Genomic DNA, 915 nt, shown 5'->3' on the forward strand with positions numbered 1-915 from the left:
CATCGCAGACTTTGGAGATGATGTCGTCGTAACCTGTAAAAGATTGGTTGGCTAAATAGCGTTGCCTCAAGCAACGCCATACTTGTTCGATAGGGTTTAGCTCTGGAGAATAGGGTGAAAGTTTGATGACACTGACATTTTAAAGTCATTGGCAATTTCTTCTGTATGTCATCCTGCACCATCCATAACAACGACGGCACGACATCCCTCCTCCGTGACTGCCAATATTTGTTTTAAGTGCTCTATCATGATGTCTTTATTAACCCAGGGACAATGATAGCCTCACCAATTCCTTTTCTGCGACGACTGAACCGAACAGATAAGCATACTCAAATTGTTGTTTCTCGGCTCTTGGGCGAGCTGCTTTTTCAGTCCATAAGTGTGTTGTCGTGTTTTGAGCGGGAAGTTATTCATGAAAAGCCCATGTGGTCGAGCAGGTAATAGATAGAGTCAGGCTGGTAGTGCTCGCCAAATTCTTTCATGATATAAGCGTGGATGTCGGAACCAGTCAGTTCTCCGTCTTGTGTACCATTGGCTTTATCTTTTATATATTGACTCAATTGTTCTCTTTGCTCGGAAGTTAAGAATGGTGGTCTTCCTATTCTTGGCTTTTCTTGCCGTCCTTCCAGCCCTTCTTCAAGAAAGGTTTAAACCTACTTATTGACACTGGTTCGGCTTACCTTGAGAAACTTGGCGATTTGTGTGCGTGAGTGTCCATCATTTGAAATGAGTAAGGGTCAGTGGCCTCATTTTCATCTGAATGGATTTTTGCTGACTTGCGAGTTTTTTAAAGTCGATATTGTTGAGGCTGTCCATAGCGAATCAGTTCTGTTGTTGGACAGCCTCAATTGGATCATGTTTTTACTTAGATTGGTATTGCTTGTCTGTTGAGTGGTGCTCATTGGCGTGGGTGGA

At 43.2% G+C, this 915-nt stretch carries 2 protein-coding genes; both read right to left on the minus strand.

Annotated elements, in window-relative coordinates:
- The coding region (locus R7Z49_RS28175; protein ID WP_411913029.1) for a transposase at positions 1–127 on the minus strand (127 nt) is incomplete at its 3' end.
- A gap of 283 nt (positions 128–410) precedes the next feature.
- Positions 411–629, minus strand: coding sequence for a helix-turn-helix domain-containing protein (locus R7Z49_RS23900; protein ID WP_411913030.1), 219 nt, complete (start codon positions 627–629; stop codon positions 411–413).
- Between the last annotated feature and the right edge of the window lie 286 nt (positions 630–915).

Origin of the sequence: Vibrio sp. 1562 (assembly GCF_033340155.1) — a bacterium.
Classification (GTDB): Bacteria; Pseudomonadota; Gammaproteobacteria; order Enterobacterales; family Vibrionaceae; genus Vibrio; species Vibrio alginolyticus.